Source organism: Deltaproteobacteria bacterium (assembly GCA_020845895.1).
Classification (GTDB): Bacteria; Lernaellota; Lernaellaia; order JACKCT01; family JACKCT01; genus JADLEX01.
Genome location: JADLEX010000036.1, coordinates 67,863 through 91,616 on the forward strand (window position 1 = coordinate 67,863; position 23,754 = coordinate 91,616).

22 protein-coding genes are annotated in these 23,754 nt (G+C 64.4%); 10 read left to right on the forward strand and 12 right to left on the reverse strand.

The genetic code is table 11. The features are described 5' to 3' along the window. The first annotated feature begins 42 nt into the window (after positions 1–42). The 4 genes from IT350_04600 to IT350_04615 all read left to right on the forward strand — a co-directional run bounded on the left by IT350_04600 (position 43) and on the right by IT350_04615 (position 3,229). Positions 43–462, forward strand: a complete 420-nt coding sequence (locus tag IT350_04600; protein MCC6157310.1) for a hypothetical protein — start codon at positions 43–45, stop codon at positions 460–462. A 133-nt stretch (positions 463–595) separates the two neighbouring features. Beyond that, positions 596–1,534, forward strand: a complete 939-nt coding sequence (locus IT350_04605) for an energy transducer TonB (protein MCC6157311.1) — start codon at positions 596–598, stop codon at positions 1,532–1,534. Positions 1,535–1,541: 7 nt separating this feature from the next. Then, positions 1,542–2,468, forward strand: coding sequence for a class I SAM-dependent methyltransferase (locus IT350_04610; GenBank protein ID MCC6157312.1), 927 nt, complete (start codon positions 1,542–1,544; stop codon positions 2,466–2,468). 5 nt (positions 2,469–2,473) lie between these two features. Beyond that, positions 2,474–3,229, forward strand: a complete 756-nt coding sequence (locus IT350_04615; GenBank protein MCC6157313.1) for a SpoIID/LytB domain-containing protein — start codon at positions 2,474–2,476, stop codon at positions 3,227–3,229. On the opposite strand, the gene IT350_04620 is transcribed toward IT350_04615, so the two are convergent. Further along, positions 3,177–3,923 (reverse strand): TVP38/TMEM64 family protein, encoded by a 747-nt coding sequence (locus IT350_04620; GenBank protein ID MCC6157314.1) that lies wholly within the window; start codon positions 3,921–3,923, stop codon positions 3,177–3,179. The genes IT350_04615 and IT350_04620 overlap by 53 nt on opposite strands. Positions 3,924–4,085: 162 nt before the next feature. Between IT350_04620 and IT350_04625 the strand changes: the two genes are divergently transcribed. From IT350_04625 to IT350_04640, 4 genes are read left to right on the forward strand one after another with little or no spacing between them, the layout of a single operon-like run. Further along, positions 4,086–5,060 carry an SDR family oxidoreductase gene (locus IT350_04625; protein MCC6157315.1) on the forward strand — a complete coding sequence of 325 codons (975 nt, stop codon included), beginning with the start codon at positions 4,086–4,088 and terminating at the stop codon, positions 5,058–5,060. A gap of 29 nt (positions 5,061–5,089) precedes the next feature. Further along, complete coding sequence (locus IT350_04630) at positions 5,090–7,021, forward strand: FAD-dependent oxidoreductase (protein MCC6157316.1); 1,932 nt, start codon at positions 5,090–5,092, stop codon at positions 7,019–7,021. A 30-nt stretch (positions 7,022–7,051) separates the two neighbouring features. Beyond that, the gene (locus tag IT350_04635) at positions 7,052–7,450 is read left to right on the forward strand and encodes an SCP2 sterol-binding domain-containing protein (GenBank protein ID MCC6157317.1); all 399 of its coding nucleotides are present in this window, start codon (positions 7,052–7,054) and stop codon (positions 7,448–7,450) included. 25 nt (positions 7,451–7,475) lie between these two features. Continuing rightward, positions 7,476–8,666, forward strand: a complete 1,191-nt coding sequence (locus IT350_04640; GenBank protein ID MCC6157318.1) for a hypothetical protein — start codon at positions 7,476–7,478, stop codon at positions 8,664–8,666. On the opposite strand, the gene IT350_04645 is transcribed toward IT350_04640, so the two are convergent. From IT350_04645 to IT350_04695, 11 genes are all read right to left on the reverse strand, one after another. Continuing rightward, positions 8,657–10,141 carry a hypothetical protein gene (locus IT350_04645; protein MCC6157319.1) on the reverse strand — a complete coding sequence of 495 codons (1,485 nt, stop codon included), beginning with the start codon at positions 10,139–10,141 and terminating at the stop codon, positions 8,657–8,659. The genes IT350_04640 and IT350_04645 overlap by 10 nt on opposite strands. A 1-nt stretch (position 10,142) precedes the next feature. Beyond that, positions 10,143–10,895: an outer membrane lipoprotein-sorting protein gene (locus IT350_04650; protein ID MCC6157320.1), complete on the reverse strand. Its 753-nt coding sequence runs from the start codon at positions 10,893–10,895 to the stop codon at positions 10,143–10,145. A gap of 34 nt (positions 10,896–10,929) precedes the next feature. Next, positions 10,930–13,692 carry an MMPL family transporter gene (locus IT350_04655; GenBank protein ID MCC6157321.1) on the reverse strand — a complete coding sequence of 921 codons (2,763 nt, stop codon included), beginning with the start codon at positions 13,690–13,692 and terminating at the stop codon, positions 10,930–10,932. Between the two features lie 125 nt (positions 13,693–13,817). After that, positions 13,818–15,128 (reverse strand): extracellular solute-binding protein, encoded by a 1,311-nt coding sequence (locus IT350_04660; GenBank protein MCC6157322.1) that lies wholly within the window; start codon positions 15,126–15,128, stop codon positions 13,818–13,820. A 22-nt stretch (positions 15,129–15,150) separates the two neighbouring features. Continuing rightward, on the reverse strand, positions 15,151–16,236 hold the full coding sequence (ugpC, locus tag IT350_04665) for a sn-glycerol-3-phosphate ABC transporter ATP-binding protein UgpC (GenBank protein ID MCC6157323.1): 1,086 nt from the start codon (positions 16,234–16,236) through the stop codon (positions 15,151–15,153). A 7-nt stretch (positions 16,237–16,243) separates the two neighbouring features. Next, on the reverse strand, positions 16,244–16,621 hold the full coding sequence (locus IT350_04670) for a DUF5615 family PIN-like protein (GenBank protein MCC6157324.1): 378 nt from the start codon (positions 16,619–16,621) through the stop codon (positions 16,244–16,246). Next, the gene (locus tag IT350_04675; GenBank protein MCC6157325.1) at positions 16,618–16,869 is read right to left on the reverse strand and encodes a DUF433 domain-containing protein; all 252 of its coding nucleotides are present in this window, start codon (positions 16,867–16,869) and stop codon (positions 16,618–16,620) included. Before IT350_04675 ends, IT350_04670 begins: the two co-directional genes overlap by 4 nt. Positions 16,870–16,931: 62 nt before the next feature. After that, positions 16,932–18,284, reverse strand: coding sequence for a hypothetical protein (locus IT350_04680; GenBank protein MCC6157326.1), 1,353 nt, complete (start codon positions 18,282–18,284; stop codon positions 16,932–16,934). After that, positions 18,281–20,425, reverse strand: a complete 2,145-nt coding sequence (locus IT350_04685; protein MCC6157327.1) for a cellulase family glycosylhydrolase — start codon at positions 20,423–20,425, stop codon at positions 18,281–18,283. The genes IT350_04680 and IT350_04685 overlap by 4 nt, the downstream gene beginning before the upstream one ends. A 142-nt stretch (positions 20,426–20,567) precedes the next feature. Beyond that, positions 20,568–21,050, reverse strand: a complete 483-nt coding sequence (locus IT350_04690; GenBank protein ID MCC6157328.1) for an SRPBCC domain-containing protein — start codon at positions 21,048–21,050, stop codon at positions 20,568–20,570. 23 nt (positions 21,051–21,073) lie between these two features. Then, positions 21,074–21,415, reverse strand: coding sequence for a winged helix-turn-helix transcriptional regulator (locus IT350_04695; GenBank protein MCC6157329.1), 342 nt, complete (start codon positions 21,413–21,415; stop codon positions 21,074–21,076). A 206-nt stretch (positions 21,416–21,621) separates the two neighbouring features. Between IT350_04695 and IT350_04700 the strand changes: the two genes are divergently transcribed. Together IT350_04700 and IT350_04705 are read left to right on the forward strand one after the other, a co-directional pair. Beyond that, positions 21,622–22,878 carry a lipid A deacylase LpxR family protein gene (locus IT350_04700; protein MCC6157330.1) on the forward strand — a complete coding sequence of 419 codons (1,257 nt, stop codon included), beginning with the start codon at positions 21,622–21,624 and terminating at the stop codon, positions 22,876–22,878. A gap of 19 nt (positions 22,879–22,897) precedes the next feature. Then, positions 22,898–23,575 carry a class I SAM-dependent methyltransferase gene (locus IT350_04705; protein ID MCC6157331.1) on the forward strand — a complete coding sequence of 226 codons (678 nt, stop codon included), beginning with the start codon at positions 22,898–22,900 and terminating at the stop codon, positions 23,573–23,575. Positions 23,576–23,754: the final 179 nt, after the last annotated feature.

Genomic DNA, 23,754 nt, shown 5'->3' on the forward strand with positions numbered 1-23,754 from the left:
CGCGGGGAGGCTCGCGGCCATTTTTTTGTGAGGGAGCTTTCGATGATGAAAACGCACGTCTTGTTGGGGTCGTTCGCGCTCGCGCTGCTGCTTGGCGTGATTTGGAGCGCTCCCGCGTTCGCGCAGGACGACGACACCGCCGATGACGACACCGCCGATGACGACACCGCCGATGACGACACGGCGGATGATGACACCGCCGATGACGACGCGACGGACGACGACGCCACCGACGATGATACCGATGACGACGCGACCGATGACGACGCGGACGACGACGCCACGGACGACGATGCCGACGATGACGCGGATGACGACGCCACCGATGACGATACCGACGACGACGCCACCGACGACGACGCGGACGACGACGATGGCGATGACAGCGACCGGCCGGGCGACGACCTCAAGTCCGCGGAGGACAACTCCAACGAACTGGGCGGCTGCAACTGTTCGAAGTGACGCGCGTCCGATCGACCGCAAAAAGCCCCGGTGAATCCGGGGCTTTTTTCGTGGTAAACTGATTGTTTGAAACATCGCGGCCCTTGCGACGGTCCAACCGCGATACGTCTCGGGGCGCGATGGGAATGGACCGATGAGCGATCGCTGGCAGGACGACATCCGAACGCTCAAGCAGCGCAAGCTCGTTTTCTGGGCCGTGCTGCTGTCGGTGCTCGTTCATCTGGCGATCGTCGTCGCGGTGTTTTTCGTGCCGGCAACGCCGCCGCCCGCGGCTCCCGACAAGACGGTCTGGATGGATCTCGCGCAGATCGATCTGCCGCCGACGCAGGGCGAGGTGATGACCGCGCCGGTGCCGTCGAATCAGTCGCCCCCATCCGCCGCGAAACGGCTCGCCCGCGAATCGAACACGGCGGAAAAGGAGACGCACCGGGCCGACATTCCCATCAACGACAACCAGTCCGACGTGGGCGCGAAGCGCCCCGGAGCGTCGGGGCAGCGCGCTCCCCGCGGAGCCGCGAAAAAATACGCCGTCCCCGATGTCGGTGAGAGCATGACCAAGAAGGCCGAAACGGGGGAGGGCGCCCGCGCGGGGACGGCGGGTGAGGACGGCGCGGCCAAGCCGAAATCCGTCGCGGATCTCGTTCACTCGGTCGGCTACGAGGGCGTCGCGAAAAGCGGCGAGGGCGGCGGCGGGGGCAACCTGTCGCCTTACAATCCGAACGTCGGCGAGGCCGGCAAGGCCATCAACCTCAACACCAAGAACTTCAAATACGTCGGCTACTTTTCGGGCATCAAGGAAAAAATCGAGTGGGCGTGGGTGTATCCCCAGGAAGCGCAGATGACGGGGCAGCAGGGCACCCTCACACTGACATTCACGATTTTGCGTTCCGGGCAACTCAAAGAGGTCAAACGCGTGCGCGGGAGCGGCTTCCCGTTGCTCGACAACGCGGCCGTTCAGGCCGTGCGCGACGCCGCCGGTTTCGGACCCTTCCCCGATGACTGGCCCGACGAAGAGATCACCATCGTCGCCAACTTCACCTATCACCTCATCGGCGTAAAAAGCGTCTTTTAAGGCCGTGATGACCGCGCCGAACGAACCGGAGTGGACCTACAGGACTTCCCCTGCCGGCGGCGTCGTGACGGTGAACGGCCGCGAATTTCTCACCGATTATTCCGAGCGCATCGTGGAATTGCTCGTCGCGCGCAAAGGCGTCGCGCGCATGCCGCGCTATCTGCGGTATCGGTCCGAGCGCGCGGGAAAACTCGAACCGCTTTTCGCGCATCTGGAAAAACTCGGGCGGCCCGTGTCGGTGCTCGAACCGGGATGCAGCGCGGGACATTTGTCCGAGGCGATCCTCGCGCACGGGTGCGTGGCGCGCCTCGTCAGTTTCGATCCCGACGAAGGCATGATCGAGGTTTGCCGCGAAAAAAAGCGGCACTTCGGTTTCGACCGGTGGGATGTCGCGTGCGCGACCTCGCCGGCGTTCACGACCGAGACCTTTGACGTCGTGCTCATGTCGGCCATGATGGAGCATGTGGATCCGGCGCTGCGCGGCGCTCTCGTGCGCGAGTGCTACGATCGGCTGAAGGTCGGCGGGCGTTTCGTGGTGCTCGAAAGCCAGAACCGGCACTGGCCGGTCGAGTATCACGTGATTCGGCTGCCGATTCCCTGGGCGCACTATCTGCCCGCGCGGTGGATCTGGCGGCTGTGCCGGGCGATGGGCCGCTATGACCGGAACTGGAGCTTCGAGGAATTTGCCAACCCGAATACGGGCTGGTGGGGGACGACGCTCGCGGAACTCCGACCGCACGGCGCGCGCGTTCGCGAGGTGACGAACGACTTCGGCTACGGGCCGCGCCGGTATCTGGACGAGTGGAAAAAACAGGGCGCGATCGGCGCTCTCAAGATCGGGGTTTTTTCCGCGTGCGCGGCTCTGGCGCGGATTTTGGGCGTGTCGCCCACGGGCCTTTTGCCAGCGATTTATGTGGTCTATGAGAAGGAGTGATGGGGATGAAAACCGGGTTGTGGCTGGGGCTGGCGGCGTTAATGTCCTTCGCGGCGATGACGATCGCGTGCGTGTCCGACGGCGGCGGCGATGACGACGACGACTTGGGCGGCGAAAATGTCGGCTGTCTGCCGGAGGAACTGACCGTACCCGAGACGATTCTGGTGGAGCGCGTCGCGCAGGGCATCGTGCAGGAACTCGACTTCGAGGACTACGTGAAGGGCGTGCTGCCGCAGGAGATCGGCACGTCGTTTCCCTATGAAGCCATCAAGGCGCAAGCCATCGCCGCGCGCACCTACGCCCTACGCTGGGTGCTCGACGGCAAAGGGCCGATCTGCGACACGACCCTTTGCCAAGTGTACGGCGACGAGCGCTACGACGTCACCGACGCGGCCGCGGACGACACCGCCGGACAGGTGCTCGCCTACGACGACGACATCGTGCTCGCCGTGTTTCACGCGTCGAGCGGCGGACGCACCGAGAACGTGCAGGACGTGTGGGGCAGCACGCTGGATTATCTCGTCTCCGTATCCTGCCTGGAAAACGCGAACTGCACCGGCAACTGCGACGACTGGTATCCCGTCAATCAAGCGCCTTGCACGCCCGGCGACGGGTCGTGCTGCTACGGGCGCGCCGGCCACGGCGTGGGGATGAGTCAGCGCGGCGCGCAGGCCATGGCGACCTGCGGCTACCTCTACAGCGAAATCCTCACGCACTACTACTCGGACGCGCAGGTGGGCGAGGATTGCGCGGGGGGGTGATGGTCAGTTGGGTCGAGCGCGCCGCGAACCGGCGCCTGAACCACACGGCCGCCGCGACGAAGAGGGCGAGCCCCGCGACGAGGGCCGCGATCGCGCCGCGCGAGACGATCGGCGAGTCGCCGGTCCACGACTTCATCATCACGACGATGGCCTGAACAGCGCCGATGACGATCGCGAGCCCCACCGCGTTGCCCACGAAATAGGCACCGGTTCGGATTTTCGTCGCGCCGATGATCCAGTTGAGCGGCGACGACAGGGCGAACGCGATGCGCAGGCCGATCATCCACCACACGCCGTGGCGCTCGAATCGATTGACATGAGGCGCGAGAAAACTGCTCGCAAGCCGCGGCTGCGCCCACTCGTTGAGCAGATATCGAAAGAGAAAAAACGTCCCGGTGGTTCCGGCGATGGACGTCAGCGTGGCCAAAGTGAAAGCCGCAAGGGGCGAATACACCAACGCGCCGACGATCACCATGATCAGGCCGGGAAGTTGCAGGAAGATGATGGCGAGCGAGACGGCGACGAACGCAACCGGCCCCCACGGCTCGTGCGCCCACGCGTAAAGCGTGTCGTATTGCGCGCGGACCGACTCGATGGAAAAAAACTCGCGCACGCCCGGCACTAGGGCGGCCACGGCATAAATCGCCGCGAGCGCCGCGAAAACCGCGAGCTTGAACCCAAACCGTTTCGTCATGCGCCCAGTTTGCCGCGTCCGAATCCGGCCCGCAATGTTGCCGGTTTCGCTCTTGCCCGACCCGTGGCCGAACGATAAAGTGCGCCATTCGACCGCGTGCGGGAGCCGTTTCCGCCCGTCGCGCGTCACTTCTCGTTCATTCCGAATACATATGGGTGGGTGATGACGGTACTGGTCACGGGGGCGAGCGGTCATATCGGCGCGAATCTGGTACGCAGTCTGCTCGAGCAGGGGCGGTCGGTTCGTGTGCTCATTCACGACGTGGACGAGGGGCTCGACGGCCTCGCGGTCGAGAAGGTGCGTGGCGATATCCGCGAACCGGCGAGCCTTTCGAAGGCCGCGGCCGACGCGGAGGTCGTCTATCACCTCGCGGCGCGCATCTCAATTGTCGGACCCGAGGGCGGGCTCGTTCACGCGGTGAATGTCGACGGCGTGCGCAACATCGTCGAGGCGTGCCTCGCCAACAAGGTCCGCAAGCTCGTGCATTTCAGCTCGATTCACGCCTTCGAGCAGTTTCCCTTCGACCAGCCGCTCGACGAGACGCGCTCGCTGGTGAAGGAGGGCGGTTACGCCTACGACCTCACCAAGGCGCTGGGGATCGCGGAGATCCGCAAGGGCGTGCAGAAGGGGCTGGACGCGACGATCGTCAACCCCGCCGGGGTAATCGGGCCGCACGACTACCGGCCCTCGCGCATGGGCGAAGTGTTTCTCGACTTCTATCACGGACGCATGCCCGCCGCGGTGGACGGCGGATTCACCTGGGTGGACGTGCGCGACGTGGTGGCGGGTGCGCTCGCGGCCGAGACGCGCGGTCGGCCCGGCGAGGCGTACCTGCTCTCGGGCTTCTATCACTCGGTGCTCGAACTCTCGCAGATGATCGGCCAGGTGACGGGCCGGAAGATGCCGACAATGGTGACGCCGATGTGGCTCGCGCGCGGCGTCGCGCCATTTGCGCTCTGGTACGCGCAGATCGCGAAGAAGACGCCGCTTTTCACCCCCGAGTCGCTCGGCGCGCTGCGCGCGAACAGAAACGTGCGTCACGACAAGGCGAAAAACGAGCTGGGATTCAACCCCCGTCCGGTCATCGAAACCGTGCGCGACACGTTTACGTGGCTCAAGGAATCGGGCCGGATCTGAGGCGGCGCGTGACCACGGATTCCACTTCGATGCTACTGCGGCCCCTGACCGTCAAGGGCCACATCTTGCGCAACCGCATCGTGATGCCCGCGATGGACACGAATTTCGGCGACGACGAAGGAAACATCAATCCGGAATCCTACGACTACTACGAGCTGCGCGCCCGTGGCGGCACGGGGATGATCATCGTCGAGGCCGCGTATTTCGTGAAACGCGGCGCGGGCACGGAGACGATGCTGAGTATCGACTCCGATGAGCGCATCCCCGAGTTCGTGCCGATCGTCGAGCGCATCGTCAAACACGGCGCGCTGCCGCTGCTGCAGATCTACCACGCGGGGTTGCAGTCGTCGTCATTCATGACGGGCGAAACCCCGCAGGCGCCTTCGCCGGTCATGTTTGAGCTGTCGGGGGAGGTGCCCGAGGAACTGACGAACGACGAGATCCATGAACTCGTGACCGGCTACGCCGCCGCCGCCGAGCGCGCGCAAAAGGCGGGATTCGCCGGGTGCGAGATCCACGCCGGGCACGGATACCTGCTCAACCAGTTCCTGTCGAAGCTCACCAACCTGCGCGAGGACGAGTACGGCGCGCAGTCGATCGAAAATCGCGGCCGCATGCACGTCGAGGTGATGCGGGCGATCCGCGCTCGCTGCGGCGACGATTTCCTCGTGTGTTTCCGCATGAACGGCAACGATTACCGCGAGGGCGGTGTGGCGCCCGACGACGCAGCGGCCGTCGCCGCGATGCTCGAAGCCGAGGGTGTGGACTTCATCCACATCACGGGCGGCACCTTCGATTCCCCCGGCTTTCCCACCGTGCCGTACATGAACTACCCCAAGGGGTGCTTCGTCGACGCGGCGTGGACGGTGAAGCAGGCGTTGAAAAAGACGCCGGTCATCGTCGTCGGGCGCATCAACACCGTGGAATACGCGGAAGAGGTGCTGCGTTCGGGCAAGGCGGATCTGGTGGCCATGGGCCGCGCCCTGATCGCCGATCCGTCCATCGCGCGCAAGCTCGAGTCGGGGAAACCCGAGTCGATTCGCGTCTGCATCTCGTGCAACAACTGCGTGGACCGGATTCTGATCGAGCAGCGCGTTGATTGCGCGATCAACCCCGACATCGTTCGGGACGACGAGGATCTCGAACGGGCCGCGACGAAAAAGCGCGTGCTGGTCGTCGGCGCGGGACCGGCGGGCCTTGAGGCCGCGCGCGTGTGTCGCCTGCGCGGACACGACGCTCTGGTGGTCGAAAAGCGCGCCGAGATCGGCGGGCAACTCCACGAGGCCGCCGCCGCGCCGATGAAGGCCGAAATCCGAAACCTGATCCGCTTCCACGAGCAGATGGTGCGTGAACTGGGGATTGAGGTGCGCACCGGCGCGCCGTTTTCGCTCGAAACGATCGACGAATGGCGGCCCGATGTCGTGCTGCTCGCGACGGGTTCCGTGCCCGTGCTGCCGCCCATCGCGGGACTCTACGATCACGACCACTACATCTACGACGACGTGCTGCTCGGCCGGGCGTATCCCGTCGGCGAGCGCGTGGTGCTGATCGGCGGCGGCGCGGTGGGCATCGAGGTCGCGGAGGCGCTGGCGCACATGGGCAAGCGCGTGACGATCGTCGAGATGCTCAAGAATCTCGCGGCGGACATCGAGGCGCTCGTGCGCAAGGAGGTCGTGCCGCTGATCGAGAATCACCCGCTCGTCACGGTTCACAAGCGCACGAAGGTCACGCGCGTGTCGACCGGCGTGGTGACAACGCTCGCGGATGACGGCACGGTGTTGGACATTCCCTATGACGACATCGTCGTCGCCACCGGGGTTGTGCCGCGCTGCGATGTGGACGTGGCGGTGTTGCGCGCTCGCGTGGGCGAGGTCCACAAGATCGGCGACTGCGGCAAGAAACGCGCGAGGAACATCCGCGAGGCGGTGCACGACGCGTATCGAACGGCCATTGGCATCTGAACAGGGGAGGGGGCGACAATGGCGGACCCGATGGAGAAAGCGCGAATCGTGAGCCGGATCGTGGACGAGGCGCTCTCGTTCGTGGACATTCCGGCATACATGACGCTGGTGTGCGAGCTGTGCAACGGAGACGAGAAGATCCGCAAGCAGACGGCGGACGACCGTGTCACGTTCCAGTTCCTCATCGAGGGCGGCAAGGATTTCTGGCTGAAGGTGGATTCGGGGAAATTCACTTGCGGCGACGGCAAGCTCGACGCGCCGGAGATGGTGATCGGCATGGACGAGCGGACCTGCGCGGGCGTGTTCGGCAATCGCGTGAACGCAACGACCGCGTATCTGAACCGCGACATGTCGTTTCAGGGTTCACTCAAGCACGGGCTGAAATTCCGCAACATCTTCAAGTCGGTGAACAAGCTGCTGGGCGTCTGACGGTTTGGACGCGGAGGGAATCGCGGTGAAGCGACGTTGGGTTTGGTGTGTGGCGGCGATGTTCGTGCTCGCCGGGCTCGTCACGGCCTGCAATCCGGAAGAGGACGAGGACGAGACCACGGCCGACGAGGCGATCGCCAAGGGTAAGGCGGCGCTCGAGATCGGCGACGGCGTGGGCGCGGCGAAGTATTTCCGCTACGCGCAGGCAAGCGACCTGTACAACCGCGATGCCGATTACGGCCTCGTCATGGCCAACCTGACGGCGATGGTAAACCTCGTGGACAGCATCGTCCCGCTCGCCCCGCTCTTCGAAGACGGGCAGCAGGTGAACGAGGGCCCGTCGGTCGCCGTGGGCGATCACCTGCAGAGCATCCTGGAAACCTCGGCCGTCGCGGATTTTCGCGCGAGCGACGAGGCGTTCGAACGATTGGAGCCCGTCCGCCCGCTGCGTTTCGACCTCGGTCGTTATCCGTGGACGCTCGGCGGTAGCGATCTGCTCGTGCTCGGGGGCGAGTTCGACCGCGCCGATCTCGACTTCTTCGGCGCGCTCACGTCGCTGGTGCTCGGCGTGCTCGACATCGTTGCGACGCACAACCTCGACCTCAACCTCGGCACGCTCACGCTGCCGTCATTCGACTTCGCCGAGGATCCCGCGGGCACGGTTGCGGGCCTGCGCGGCCTGCTCGGATCGCTGCTCGACGATCCGTACTTCGACGATTTTCTGATGATGGAAGAGGACGGCGCGGCGCGCATGCGGCAGGCGGGCGTGGAACTCGGTACCGCGTTCGATCGCCTCTACCGCATGTTCAATGAACTCACGACCGAGACCGACGATCAGTCGAATGACGCGATCTGGTTTGCCGACGACAACGACGACGGGCGCTACACGCGCGGGAGCGATCGAGTATTTCTCGGCGAACTCGAAATCCGCGCCGAAACCGCCGACGCGCTGGCGGGACTGTTCCACAACCTGAGTCTCGCGTTGTGGGAAGGATCGAGCGCCGATCCGAGCCCGCTCACCACCGAGCGGCTCTCGCCGGCGATGCTCAACGACCTGCTGGTGGCGTTGGGTGTGCTGGACGCACCCATTCTGCCCGACTGGATCGGATTCGATATCGGGCAGGTTTTCAGCGATCCGCACCCGGCGGGACTGCGCGGTCTCGTTCAGACGCTCGTCGACATTCTCGCGGCGATCGAGGAGTCGATTCAGAAGTAGGCTTTGGCGCGCGCAAAGGCGATGTGGTCGCCGAACGCGCCGAATTTGGTGTCCACGTCGCCGAAGACGAAAAACGTCCCGAGCTGAAACTCCACCGAATCCGCGGGGTAGAAGAACACCTGCGGATATAGCACCCAGCTCTCGTCCTCGAGGCACACCCCGCCGAACACGCGCGTCTTCACCGTGTCGTTGAACAACGGTTTGTCGACGCCGGCGAAGGCGTAATCGGAGACGAGATCCGCCGTGTTGTCGGTCGGCAGCCCGCGGATGTATTGCGCGTTGATGTACCACGCGCCGGGAAACGTGTAGTCGACACCGCTGACCGCCTTGACGAAGTTCTCGGCGAGCGGCTCGTCCCGCGCGATCACCATGCCGTCGCGAAAATCCTCGCCCGCGATCGACGAGAGCACCGCGTTGATGTCGGCGTGCGCGTCGAGAAAGTACTCAGTGTCGAATCGGTCCACCGGGATGAAATACGCGCCCTCGCCCCAGAAGCCGATGTCGATGCCGGGCACGCTCATGGCGAAATCCGCGCCGACGACGTGCTCGCGGGGAAACTCCTGCTCGACGTGAAGATCGACCTCGTCGATGAGCTTCAGGCCCGTCGTGAGCGGCGAGACCTCCATCGTGATGTACCGCGGCACGCCGAAGTCGTCGTACACGTAGGCATAGCTCGCCGACATGTCCACGAACCCCGCCGTGCCCGAGATCTTCGCCGCCGCGCTGGAGTGCGCCGTTGTACGGTTCGGGATTTTCGATGACACGGTGATCTCGCCGAGGCTCGCATCCTGAATGGCGCTGAGCATCAGCTCATCGAAAACGGCGTCGAGCCGCGCGTCGCCGGTGTCGATTTCAAACTCCGAGGCCATCGTGTCGAACTGCTTTTCGAAAATCGGGCGGATGTCGGTTTGCGGCAGCAGAGCGGGGTAGAACAGGGGCAGGAACACCGCGGAGATCGTCACCGGCCCCGCGTAGTACTGCGCGAGCACCGAGGGCGTCGGCGTTTTCTTGCCGAACTGCAGCGGGTCGTGGAAGTCGTCGGGATTGAGGTTGTCGGTGGGGTTGAACTGGTCGCCCGTACCCCACGCGATGCGCTGCTTGCCGAGCTTGATGTCGAGGTTGCGCAGGCCGAGCCCCGTCACCATCAGGTACGCTTCGTCGAGTTCCAACCGCACGGGGTCGGTGATGACGCGGTCCTGCTGATCGCCGATGTAAAAGGTACGGTCATCCTCGAGCCGCTCGTCAAAGCCGATCGCGTCGATCTGAAAACTGCCCAGCAGGCGCACCTTGGGCGAGGGCATGCCCTGCACGGTCATGCCGAACGTCATTTCGTTGTAGAGCCATCGGCTCTCGCCCTCGAGCGTGGCGCGCTGGTCGAACTCGGCGTAGCCGCGCAGCGTGTAGGTCTCGTCCGCGTGGACGGACGCCGCGCCGAGCATCGCCAGCACGGCCAACAGAATCGCGATGCGCGTCATGTCACTGGACCGGGCGTTTCAGATTGCGTTCGGAGAAGAAGTCGGGTTCGAGGGTCAAATCGATCTGGAGCCCGCTGTTTTCGAGCACCGTCTGATGGCCGGTCTTGATGTCGGTCATCGTGATCTTCGACATCGTCCAGTACTCGCCCTTCTTGCTTTGGTGCTTCGAGTAGTTCGCGCGCTCCTCGGTCTTCTGCGCCACGCCGCTGTTGTCGTGGTACACGATCTTGTCGATCGTGTGATTCTCTTTCTTCACCGTGAGCTGGAGCTTGGCGTAGCTGATGTCCGCCCCGGGTTTGCGCGTCAGCTCGAGAATCCAGTGCGTGGCCGTTTCGCTCTCGACCTTCGGCGTGAACTCATCCGCATAACGCAGGATCGCCATGTCTTCCTGCGAAAAGTCGGTGCCCATGAAGGTCTGATTGCGCACGTGCGAGGCGACGCGACGGACTTTTTTGTATTCCGGCAGGTAAACGAAGTTCGTCTTGGAGTCGGTCGAGAGCAGCGCGATGCCCACGTCGCTCGCCGGTTTGGCGAATTTCACCATGCGGCTGTCGCCCTGCAGCCAGACCTTGATCTCGCGGACCTTGGCCGTGCCGTCGGAGGCCTTGACCGTCATCGTCGAGGTCATGTGCAGATTGCTGAAGTTGTTCAGATTCGCGTCGGTCTTCGCGAGGATTTCGGCCGCATCCTCCGCCCGCGCGAACGTCGGCAGCACCAGCAGCGCCGCGATTGCCAGCAGAACCACTTTACGCATCACATCCCCCGTAAAAATTCCCGTGAATTCCACATCACACCCGGTCGGAAGTTTCATTCGCGCCGGCATGAAGAACGATCGAAACAATCGCCGCGCCGATGGCGGACGCCGCCATGAATACCCCAAGATACGCCTGCATGGCGAGAGGCGCGGCCAGTAAAAATGCAAACCCGGCCGCGACGGGCAGCGCGATGGCGGATGCGCCGGTCCCGCCCTGCCGCCAGGCGGCGATGGGAACCGACACGCCGATGGCGACCAGCAGCGCCGCCCAGGTGATGGTGTCGAGCGCGATGCCGAAGGCGGTCATCGCCGCGCACGCCGCACCGATTCCCCCTGCCGCGGCGAGCGCGCCTCGCCACGAGCCCGCGGCGAGCGCCGCGCCGACGAGCGCGATCACGAGCGCCGCCAGGCCCGCCCGGGCGAACATCCCCGGCAACGCCCGGTTCATCATCGTGTTCACGAACGGCCAGCCGGTCGCACGGGCTTCGACGGCGGTGACCGCGCCGGGTTCGGTGGGTCCGCCCGAGATTTTCTCGAATCGCTCCGGTGTGGTGTTCGCCACGTCGGAGTTGATCGTCCACAGGCTCGATTGCAAATCGGCACGCAGCGCCGTGTTGTTCAGAATCGCCATCTGGTGCGTTCGCTCGAGGCGACCGGCGATCGCGAGCATGGCGGCGGCGTGCCGCGCGCGCTTCACGGACAATTCGCGGATGCCGAGCAGCGTCGACGCGGCGTACTTCGGTCCCTCGGGGTCGGCCGCGAGAACCGCCGGGGGAAGATTCTTCGCCATGGTCGCGGCGATCGACACCTCGGTCGGCGTTTCGAGCGACGCCAGAGCTTCGACGAGCGAGGCCGGATCGAAATCCGTCGGCAGCGTCACGTCGGCTTCCGCACTGGTCAGGAACCTCCGATAGCGGTCGCGCAGGTCCGCGAGTTCTTTTGCCGCGAGCGCGGGCGCCGCCGCACGCAGTGCGGCGAGTTCGGTGGCGAGACCCTCTTCGTCGACTTCCAGCTGGAGATAGTGCCGAAGATCGAGCGCGGCGAGCACGGCTGCCCTCTCGCCCAGCACGCGCGCCCAGGCGGCACGTTGCGTTTGGGGCTGGTCGGCGATCGTCACCGAGACGAGCCGTGTTTCGACATTGCGCGCAACGCCCTCGATCGCGTCCACCGCCGGGGCGACCACCGAGGAGCGAATGTCGCCGATGCGGGCCTGCACGATGGCGTCGGTGAACTTCGGATCGATCAGCAGATCGACCTGCGGTTGGCCTTCGAGCATGAACCAGAGATTGTTGATCTTGCCCATCGAATCGGGCGTCCCGGGTTCGTTGTTCAAATTCGTGTTGATCATGCGCAACACGTCGGCGATCGACTGCGGATAATTCACGTTCGCGATCGCGCGCAGGCGTTTGGTCGCGAGCGTCAACTGCTCCAGCACGGCGGGGTGGCGCACATCGGTCGAGCGAAAGTCGATCATGAACAATTGCGATCCGCCGAAGCCGCGCTGCATCAGGTCCTCGGTGACGCGGGGCTCTCCGTCCGCCGGAAACGTCGCCATGGGATTCACGTCGCGCGGCATGAACGAGGCGAGGGCCGAGAGCGCGAACAGGGCGACGAGGACCGCGACCACCGCCGCCGACGGGTTCGTCTTCGCCGCGCGCGCGGGCCCGCCGCCGACGCCTCGTCGATCGAAGATCGACCGACCGGCGGTCTTCGCGCCCGCCGCGAGCGCGGGGAGCAGCGTCAGAGCCAGGATACCCGACGCGAACGCTCCGATCGCCACGCCGAGGCCGAGGTCTCGGAAGATCGCCCACGGCGTGAGCAGAGACGCAAGCGCTGCCGCGGCCACCGAGGCGCATCCGACGAAAATCGGCTTGGCGCACCGTGCGAGCGCGTCGGCCGCGCGATCCGCCCCCGCGCCCTTTGCGCGCCCGAACGTCACCAGGTAGATGATGGGGTAGGGCGTCGCGGCGACGATGACGAGAAGCGGCAGCATCGAGGTGAACAGCGAGAGCGTGCGTTCCATGGCCGAAAGAACGCCGAGTGTCCAGACGACGGAAAGGCCGACGACCGCGAGGGCCGACGCGAGCGCGCGGGCCGAGCCCAGCACCCAAAACAGCAAAGCGATGAAGACGCCGAACGTCGCGATCATGCAGACGATCATGCGCGGCGAAGCGATGAGCCCGGCCAGGTAATCGACGATCATCTCGACGCCGCCGAAGTACAGCGTCGCGTCGGGCGCGGCGGCGCGCGCGGCGGTCTTGAGTCGTCCGCCGATGGTCTTGCGGTCGGCATCGGGCGCGAGCTTCACCGTGATGAGCGCGGCTTTGGCGTCGGGAGACACCAGATTGCCCGCGATCATCGGGTTGCCGAGCACCGTATCGCGGATTCGCGTCAGATCAGCCGGATCGGTGGGAACCGGTCCCTTGGGCAGATACGGACGCACGCTGATCGAACCCTCGCCGTCGGGTTGCATGTCGAGCAGGTTCGCGACGCTCATCGCGAAACGCACGCCCTCGACCTGGCCGAGCGCGTCGGTGATCGCACGAAGCGTCGTCAGCGATTCGGCGGTGAAGATGTCGTCCGATTCGAGCGCGACCATGTTGATGAAGCTCGAACCGAACCGGTCGGATGTCTCGCGGAAATACGCGACCTCGGGGTCGTCCGCGGGCAGGATCGACGTGACGTTCATGTCGGTTTCGAGGCTGCCGGCGAAGAACGCGCAGGCGATCGTGACGAGTGCGACGAGGACGTACACCACGCGGCGGGCGCCGACGATCCGATCGGAGAATCGAGCCATGAAAACAGCCGGTCTATGTCAATGGGTTGGGAGTGCGAACGACGAAATCGCGGAAGAGTAGTCGGATTCTCCCGCGATCGTCAATTGCCGAACCATGCGTGAACGCACCTCGCGTGCACCGCAAATCACGGGGCTCGAACACCGAGATCCTTCGCCTCGGCTTCGAGCGCCGCGGCCGATTTTTCCACGTCCTTGTCCTGGATGAACACCGAGAGCTGGTCGTTCAGGCTGATGACGAACGACTCGGCCACGGCGGACCCGTGCGCGGCGCTGGGGACGAGCACGTCCTTGCCGAAATCGGATGCGATCGCCCGGGCAATCGGATCGAAGGCGTCCATCGGGACGTCGGTACGCGCCGGAATCGACCCCTTCTTGGGGTTGAAGGCGGCCTGCCCCTCGACGGAGCCGATGACCTGCAGCAGCGCGAGCGTCGCGGCCGGATTGGGCGCCTTGGCGGGCATGCCGAAGGTGTCGGTGACGACGAAGAACGTGCCGACGGTGCCGGGAGTCGCCACCGCGCCGTAGTCCTTGTCGGCGACCCACTGGTGTGCCTCAAAGTAGCCCTTCGCCCAGTCGCCCATCACGTTCATCGCCGCCTTGCCCTCCTGCACCATCCCGCTCGCCTGATCCCAGGTCATGGTGGCGTGGTTGTCGTTCGCGTAGGGCAACAGATCCTTGAGAATCGTGAGCGCCTTTTTCACGCGTTCATCGGTCCACGCGACCTTGCCCGCGAAGAGGTCCTTGTAGAAATCCGCGCCGCCCGCCGCGACGAGCAGGTTTTCGAACAGGTGCAGCACCTCCCACTTGTTGCGCGACGCGAGCGAGAGCGGCGTGACGCCCTTTTCCTTGAGCGTCTTGCACACGGCCATCCACTCGTCGATGGTCGTCGGCGGCTTCAGGCCGTTCGCGTCGAAAATCGCCTTGTTGTACCAAAGCGCGTTTCCGCGGTGCACGTTCGATGGCACGGCGTAGATCTCGCCGTTCGCGCTGACCATGTCGAGAAGCTGCGCCGGGAAATGCGGTCGCCAGCCGTTGTCGTCGAAGATCTTCGTGATCGGCGCCATGTGACCCGGCTTCACCCAGCCTTCGAGCAGTTCCGAACCGCCGTGCACCTGAAACGTCCCGGGGGCGTCGCCGCCGAGCATGCGCGTCTTGAGCACCGCCTTGGCGTTCGTGCCCGCGCCGCCGGCCACCGCCGCGTTCACGACCTTCACGCCCGGATTCTTCACCTCGAAGAATTTGATGAGCTCGTTGAGGCCGTCCGCCTCGCCGCCGGCCGTCCACCACGAGAAGATCACGAGTTCTCCGCCGCCCGCGGGCTTGGCGTCCGCACCCGGTGCGGAATCCGCCGTCGGTGTCGGCGTGGCGACGGGCGTCGTCGTGGTTTGGCAGGCGAGCGCGGCGATCGCGAAACATGCGATCGAAAGGGCGACCATCAGGCGTTTCATGGCATTCTCCTCAAATCCGGAATCCGGCGCCGGTTTCGGCGTCGAACAGTTTGATCTCGGACGTGTTCAGGTGGATGTCGATCTCGGTATGCGGCGCGACCTGACCGCCTGACGGCGTGAGAAACGCGAGCGCGTGCTCGCCCGCGCGGGCGGTGACGAGGTGCGTCGCCCCGAGCGGTTCGACCAGCTCCACGCGTACTCGCACCGGCGCTTGCATTCCGTTGGCCGCCGCCATCGCGATGTGTTCCGGCCGGATCCCGAGCGTCGCGCGCCGCCCGTTCCACGATTCCTCGTGAGGGGCCGGAATCGTCAGCGAAAAACTCCCCGCACCGGCGACGCACGCGCCATCGGCGATGCGCAGCGTCACATCCACAAAGTTCATCCCCGGGCTGCCGATGAATCCCGCGACGAACTTGTTGGCGGGGTGCGCGTACATGTGTTCCGGCGCGGCGACCTGCTGAATCACGCCCTGATTGACGATCGCGATGCGCGTCGCGAGCGTCATCGCCTCGACCTGGTCGTGCGTGACGTAGATGATCGTCGCCTGCAACCGCTCGTGCAGTTTCTTGATCTCCTGACGCATCTGCACGCGCAGCTTGGCGTCGAGATTCGAGAGCGGTTCGTCGAACAAAAAAACCTTGGGCTTGCGCACGATCGCGCGACCCATCGCCACGCGCTGGCGCTGGCCGCCGGAAAGCTGCGCGGGCTTGCGTTCGAGCAGGGTTTCGAGTTCCAGAATCCGCGCCGCCTCGCGCACGCGCGCGTCGATCTCGTCCTTGGGCCGGTGCATCATCCGCAGACCGAAAGACATATTCTGATACACGTTCATGTGCGGATAGAGCGCGTAGTTCTGAAAGACCATCGCGATGTCGCGGTCCTTGGCGGGCAGGTCGTTCACCACGCGCCCGCCGATCGCGACCGTCCCCTCGGTCACGTCCTCGAGCCCGGCGATCATGCGCAGCAGCGTGCTCTTGCCGCACCCAGACGGCCCGACCAGCACCAGGAACTCGCGGTCGGCGATGTCCAGCGACGTCCGCTCGATGACGCGCGTCGCGCCGAATCTCTTGACGACATCCTGGAGAACGACTTGGGCCATATCTCAATCAGCCCGATTCTCTTGCGAACGGCAGTGTGCGCACGCGACAAGTGTTTTCCTCGACAATGACGATCGCGCCGCCGTCCAATGATTCGGCAACCTTTGGGATCGCTTCCATGAGGCGCGATAACAGTCGGTCGGGTGAAACGCGTGGAATCCGGAGAATTAGGACGGATGGTTTCGCGTCGCCCGAAAATGCGAGCAATTGTCCATAGTCCAAATCCATCGTCACGATCGTCTCACCCGCACTCCTCGCCGTTTCGAGAATCGTTCGATCGGTGGCTCTGGCAAGTCCGATATCCCGTACATGGCGCACCGGATATCCGCGCGCCTCCAGCGCGGGCGCTATCCGAGTCGGCATGTTCATGTTCAAGAGAAACTTCATTCTCCGCTGGCGGGCTCCAACGGGAAAAACCGATCATCCAGCGTCGATGCCGCGAACGCCAGCGCGTCGCGGATGTCCTCGGCCTCGAGTTCCGGCCACTCCGTCAAGACCTCCTCGGGTGTCATACCCGAAGACAGGTATCGCATGACGGACGCAACGGGGATTCGCAATCCTCGAATGCAGGGTTTGCCGAGGCACTTCTCGGGGTCCATCGTGATTCGCGTGAAAACCGGATGACGGACTTCCATAGGGCGGCTCCCAACGGGGGGCGTTTCAGTCTATCAAACCCGCCACCAAACCGCACATGTCCTCAGAACTGCACGGTCACCGACGACTGGATCACGCCCAGCGGGTCCGTCGCCTCGCGGTCGATCTCGTTGCGAAGCATCGCGGCGGCGCGCCCGGGCAGCAGCCCGCCTCCCGACAGGTGAAACGTCGCGAGGTCTTCGTACACGGAGCACTCGACGCCCAGGTGCCCCTCGGTGCCGAGGAATTTTTCGCCATCGGTGTTCGTGCCGTCGAGCGTCGATCCCGCACCGACGATCGCAAACAGGCGAACATAATCGGTGACGTTGACGGAAATCTCCTCGTCCGCCACGACAAGCCCCGCGCCCTGCGCCGCGACCGTTTCGTCGACGTTGTTGTACTGATCGTGAAGCGAGTTAAGCGTCAGGATCATCGTGGCGCTCTTCGACCAGCCAGAATACACGAAGCCCGTGTCGTACTGGTCGTACTTGTCGCCGTCGTCGGCGGTGAACGCGAGCACGCTCGTGTCGAGCCCCAGCGGCCAGAGGTTCACGGCGACCCCGGCCTGCGCGGCGGCCGCGAGGATGTTCACGTCGCGGTTGTCGAGCCCGGCGTGTTCATGCTGTCCCCACTGACCGACCGCGTCGAAGTCGAGGCAGACCTGCGGCGAGCCCGCGCAGCCTTCGACGTGAAACACGGGGCTCACGACGACGCGCGGACGATTGATCTCCGTCTTGTCCCACCGCGCGAACACGCCCGGCGAAAAACTCCACTCGTCGGCTCCGTGCCGCGACCAAAGCGCCACCACATAGTCGTCCTGCTCGAAGTTGTTGTCGGACATCCGCCGGTCTTCGCCGGTCGCGTCGAGCCCTTCGTACACCGTGTCGGGAACCTGCCCCGCGGCGAGCGTCACGCGTCCGCTCGGCGACCACGCGAGAAACGCGGAGGCGACGCCCATGTGCCGATCGAGAACGAGGTGCGTGGGGTCGTAGAAGTACTGGAAACCGGAACGCACCCCGAAGAACTCGTTTCGCGTACGCACCTCGGCCCACACTTCCTTGTGGCGCACCACGGCGGTTTCGGGCGCAAGCGGGTCCTGCCCATCCAGATTGTTGCGGCTCCAGATGTTGTCGCCGACCTCGAGCTGATAGCGCACCGTGATCTGATCCACCGGCGCCCACGTCAGCCCCGGGCGCAGCGTCGTCAGCACGTATCCCGACGTCTGGGCGTTGTCGGAATAAACCGGTTCGGTGCGGTCGAAGTCGCGGTCGTTGGCGAGGTAAAGGTACGTTTGAAACTGCACGTCGAACATCGGCACGATCTCGGCGGTGACAATGCCGCCGCCGTCCTCGGCCGCCGCGCCGGATGCGCAAATCACCATCGCCAGTGCCGCCAGAATCCCAATGCCGCGCGTCATCGCTCGCCCCCTTCGATCACTTCATCGCCGCGGAACAGATAATCCCAGCCTTCCGCCGTCGAATTCGGATAGGGTGGGCGGATGCGGATGGTGTGCGTCCATGCGGGATCGTCCTTCGCGGGATACCAGTAGAGGATGAACCGGTGCGGGTCGTAAGCCGCGTGCCCGTCCGAAAGCCAGACGTAAAACCCGTCCGCGTATTGCATCGGCGGCACGAAGATCTCCGTCGGCGCATCGGTCTCCTTGCTGCTCATCTCCATCTCGAATTCGAGCCACGGCGTCTGCTCGCCTTCTCGCGGCTCGAAGTAGTGCATCGGCGAATAAAAGTGCATCGATTGGATTCGCCCGCTCGTCGCGCGCGGCACCGTGCGCGAATACGCCTGCCACGAACGGGGCTGCCCGTCGGGACCGAGAATCGAGAAGTCTTCCTTGTTCCAGCCCTCGCCGTTCTCGGCGGTGTTCTCCGGCGAGTAGCACCACAGCATCCGGCCCACGAGCATCTTCTCGAACGCCTCGTAATACGGGTCGAGGATGTACGACGACACGATGTAGTCGTTCGCCATGGATTTCTCGATACCGCCGAAGTTGTAGTACACGCCGAACTCGCCCATGAACGCGGGCGGGTTGCCGAGGCTGAAGGTCGCCGTGTCGAACGCCGCCTCCATGTCCGGCAGGTAGTCGCGGTGGCGGCGCTCTTCCACCGTGAAGTCGCGCGGCGGCTGGCCGAAGCCGATGTTCGGGTAGATGTCCACGTATTTGTGCGGCACGAAGGCGTACTGTTCGATGCCCTCCGGCGCGGTCATCGGTTCAGCCCATTGGCCGGCGATGCCCTTGTCGGGCAGCCCCAGCACCTCTTCGAAGAAGATGATCGCGTCTGCGTCCTCTTCGAGCAGACGATGCCCGACGCGCTCGTGGAATGGCTGAAGGTAGTTGCGGTTGAAGTTGCTGTTGAGCGCGAGCGCGGCGGCGAAATCCGGCGACGGCGCGGAACCGGCGACCTTCGGTCCGAACCCTCGCTCGTTCATCTCGTCCACGCTCGTCGGCAGCAGGTCGTTGACCAGAATCTCCTCGCGCCACAGTTCCAGCGCCTCGCGCGAGATCCCCTTTTCGACGAGCTGGTCGAGATAGTCGTCGAGGATTTCCTCGGAGCGATCCGGGTCGAAGGTGTCCACGCCGAGCTTGCCCGCGTCCTGATAGATCAGGGCATAGAGCGTGAGAAGAATATACACGCCGCCGGGTTCGTTCATCGTCTCGTAGCCGAGCACGTTCGGGTAATCCTTCACGCGCATCGCCACCTGCGCGTAGGCATCGGCGTACGCTTCCTGCAGGTAATCCTTCACGTTGATGCCGTCGATCGAATACGTCGGCCACACCGCGTCGCCCGCGAAGAACGCGGCGAAGCAGCGGTTGATGTCGAGCGACAGCCCCATGTTGAGGAACCACGACGTCCACGGCAGCACGTCCGACGTGTTGCGCGGGTGCGAGGCGACGTTCACCGGCAAGCCCCACTCAGGTCCGCCGACGAACTTCTCCGGCAGGCAGGTCTCGACGACCCACTTCGGCGCTCCGTCGCCGCCCACGCGGTTGTTGTAACCGTAGGGTGCGGCGCGTTCGGCCTCGACGGGATCGAAAAGACCACTCGCCTCGGTGCCGTCGTCGAAAAACGTGAACAGGTGGCGCGAGAACATGTCCTGGTGCATGTCGAGCATCACGTAGATGCCGTACTCGTTTGCCTTGGCGACGACCTTCTCCATGTAGTCGAGGTATTCCTCGTCGTAGATCCCGCGGCCCTCGTGTTCGATGCCTTCCCACATGACCAGCAGACGCACCGAGTTGAACCCGAGTTTTTGCAGCATGCGCAGGTGATGGTCGGCCTCGTCGAGGCGAAACGGCTTGCCGATGTATGAGACGGGATCGAACTCGGTGGGCACCTTGTTGCTGCCCGACAGGTTCACGCCGTTGAGGTAGACGTAGCGGCCGTGCGCATCGCGGAAGAACGACATGTCGGTGCGCACCTTCGCGAGCGAATCATCGAACTGGTCATCCAAATCGTATTCGTCATCGCCGCACGACACGGCGAACAGCAGCACGACGAACATCGAGGAGACGACGGCCCAAGCCCCGGCCGATCGTAACGCCATGGCGCCCTCCGATTCCCGAATCGTCAATGTCAAAAGCCCACGCGAGCCGCGACACTATAGCACAGGGGAATTCCCGGCCAAGCGGGATGAGTTCGTCCAGGCGACCGTTACAGTGGAAAAGGACGATGGAACGCGACTATCGCTACGTCCAACCAAACCTCGTGTCGAGCTTCGTGAGCTGGCTGCGGAAACCTTCGGCCGACATCCGCGTCCAGTGCGGGTCGCGGTGAGGATGCAGCGTGACCACCATTCGCGCGCGGTCGCCTATCGCCTGAAAGTCCACTTCGATGGTGCTGTCGTAGGGTTCAATGCCCGGGATGAAGTCGATGGCGTGTACAAGCGTCAGCCGTTCGAATGGCCGGAACTCCGCGTATCGCCCGTGCGTGGCATGGGACACCGGCTGGCCCATGCGTTTCATCGCCTCGATCATGTCGGGCGCGTCGGCGATCATGTCGTATTCGAGCGCCCCGCCCACCCGCGCCTCGAGGGCGTGGACCTCGACGCGGAAGCCGACAGGACCCCACCAAGATTCGAATCCGTCCTTCGTTGCCCAAAGCTCCCACAGATCCTCGACCCGCGCGCGATAAGTCCGCTCGACGACGATCTTCTCCTGGGGCGTTCCCATGGTCGCGGCCGTGTCGTTGTCCGTCATTTCGACCTCTCCTTCTTCGTTGATCCGGTCTTTTGTCGATTTCCGAGCGCTACGCCGAAGCGGTCCAGACGCTCTTCCCACAACCGCCGGTATTCCGCGAGCCACGCGTCGAGTTCACGGAAAGGCTCGGGCCGCAGCGCGTAGTGGCGTCGCTGGCCGTCCGGCCGAACCGTGACGAACCCGGCTTCGTGCAGGATGCGCAGGTGCCGCGACACGCCGGACTGGTGGATTCCGGCCCGCAGGACGATCTCTCCGACCGGCTTTTCGCCACCGAGCAACGCCTCGAGGATGAGGCGGCGGGTGGGATCGGCCAGGGTTTCGAACGGGTTGAGTAGCATGATCGTGTATATACATATCAGCGCATATATCGTCCGTCAAGCCGTCCCGGGCGTTCCCTGCGCGATCGAGCGCCACAATCGCCGAATCGGCCCCGGATGAACCGATCCGTTTGACGCGCGTGCGGGGACCGCGCATCATTTCCGCGCCACATCTTTCATGCCGGGAGTGGGTTCTGCACGGGACAGGAGCGATCCGCGCAAGCAACATGCGCCTCGCGTCCGCGTTCGCACTGGCGATGACGCTTGTGCTCGCGTACGCCGGGCAAACACTCTCGGACGAGCAAACACCCTCAGACGGCTCGTCCGGTGGCCCCGTGGAACGTGCGGGCAACCTCGACCAATACTTCCGCAATGAACTCGACGTGCTGCGCGAACTGCATCGCCGGGAGCTCGAACGCGATCGGATCGCCGCCGAATCGCTGGAAAACCTCCGGAAAAATCGCCCGCCGGACCCCGACGCCGAGGTGCGCATCAATTTCGACAACGACTGGTTCATTCTCAACGCGGCGGGCGGCGACTGGGGCTACACCAGCGGAATTCGGACCTCCGCGGTGTGGCCGCTCGATTTCGGCCGCGAGTCCTTGATGGGACGCTGGCGCGCCGGAGAGGACACCACCCTACGCTCGTGGCTGCTCACGCTGCTCGACACCCCGGAGGGGCCCGGTCGGCCGTTTTTCGGCGTGTCGCTCGGGCAGGAGATGTACACGCCCCGCGATCTGGATCGCGATACCGTCGATCCCGACGACCGGCCCTACGCGGGCTGGGCGTATCTGGGTGCGCTGTTCCAGATCCGTGGTCCGCTGGGGCGCGTCGACACAGAACTTCAGATCGGCGGCACGGGGCGGTATTCGGGTGCGGAGCAGTGCCAGAAGCTGATCCACGAAAATACCGACGCGCCCAATCCGCGCGGATGGGATCACCAGATCTCCGACGGGGTCGGGATCAATGCGTACCTGCGTCCCAGCCGTTTGATCTTCAATCTCCAGCATCCGCGCGAGATCGGTATGCCCGTGCAACTCGGCGATGCGCAGCTTTATGCCGAAACGGCGGTCGGCACGCTCTTCACCGCGCAGTCCGTCGGCGTTTCGATCCGGATGGGTTGGATCAAGGAGAACTGGGTGCGTCGATTGGAACCCGGGCAATACGTGCCGGACCGCAAGATCCCGCATCGCTTCGAGGCGGACGGCATCGAATTATTCCAACTCTACTTTTTTTCGCGACTTCAGAGCCAATACGTGCTGCGTAACGGGCGCATCCAGGGTCTGCCGTGGGTCGAAAGCGAGCACACGCTGGCGATCAACCCGATCGTGCACGAGGGCGAATTCGGTCTGTATTTTCAGCCCGTCAACGCGGTCGCGTTCATCTTCGCGTCAACGCATCGGACGCAGGAGACGCGCAACGGTGTTTCCGACAGCGCGGGCCACTCCTACGGCCATCTGCAACTCGTGGTGTATTGGTACTGACATATCGGAGGGGTACGCCGTGGCCAAGCACATGAACTTCTTTCAGATGCGGGGCGCGTACTCGACGCTCTTCGCGTGGCTCTACAACCGAACCGTGGCCGACCGCATCGGCGTCGTCTACGACGACATGCTCGGCCGTTTTCTTCCGGAGGCGCGTCCCGGCACCTCGATTCTCGACGTGGGCTGCGGCCCCGGTCACGCCACGCGGCGTATCGCGCTCGCGAAACCCGATGTGCGCGTGACGGGCGTGGACTTGTCGGAACACATGATCGCACGGGCCAGGCGTGACGGCGTGGGCATGCCCAACCTGACTTTTCAAATCGGCGACGCGATGAAACTGCCGTTTGCCGATGCGTCGTTCGACGAGGTTGTCAGCACAGCTTCGATCAAGCACTGGCCTGATCCGGCGAGGGGCGTTCGCGAGATGGCGCGGGTGGCGAAGCCCGGCGCTCACGTGATGGTGCTCGAAGTGGATCGGGACGCGAGCGACGCGGCGATCACGAATTTCGTCCGGCTCTTTCTGCGGCCGCCGGGATCGCTCGCGTTCGTTCGGGCGTATTTTCGAAAGTTCATCGGAGGTCAGGGATCGAGCAGATCGGAACTCGCGGCGTGGATCGCGGATTCGGGTTTGTCGGAGCTGCGTGATGGGCAGGAAACGAATTGGCCGCTCGTCTGGGCCGGCGGTACGAAAGCCTGAAACGCGGGAAAAAAACAACCGGCGGGAAACCCCGCCGGTCGTCTCGCCTGCTGAGGCGTCGCCGATCTCCGTGATTACCGGCGACGGCACCCCTCGCTTTCCTCGCAGGTCACATCCAGCCCCTGCCCGTTGTTGATCGCGTCGGCGGTGTCATTGGCCCACCCCAAGTTGACACGCCC